Annotated in this window: 1 protein-coding gene; it reads left to right on the top strand. The window is 66.7% G+C overall.

The window, feature by feature from the left end; translation table 11 throughout:
- A partial coding sequence (locus ACSIPU_RS31150; RefSeq protein ID WP_435322567.1) for an aminotransferase class I/II-fold pyridoxal phosphate-dependent enzyme occupies positions 1-288 on the top strand: 288 nt, incomplete at both ends.

The following is a 288-nucleotide window of genomic DNA, read 5'->3' as shown; positions in this document are numbered from 1 at the left end:
AGGCGATCGCCGGGAAGACGGCGGAGCTGTATGGTTACCAGCCCGACGTTAACAGCGAGATCACGGTCACCGCCGGCGCGACGGAGGCCCTGTATGCGGCGATCACCGCCCTGGTGCGCCGCGGCGACGAGGTGATCTGTTTCGATCCCAGCTATGACAGCTACGCCCCCGCGGTGGCGCTGGCCGGCGGCGAGTTACGTCGTATTGCGCTGCAGCCGCCGCATTTTCGCGTCGACTGGCGGCAATTTGCCGCCGCCCTGAGCGAGAAAACCCGGCTGGTGATCCTCA

The organism is Klebsiella sp. HN106 (assembly GCF_051209435.1).
Classification (GTDB): Bacteria; Pseudomonadota; Gammaproteobacteria; order Enterobacterales; family Enterobacteriaceae; genus Klebsiella; species Klebsiella oxytoca.
This window is presented reverse-complemented; position numbering and strand designations above follow the sequence as displayed.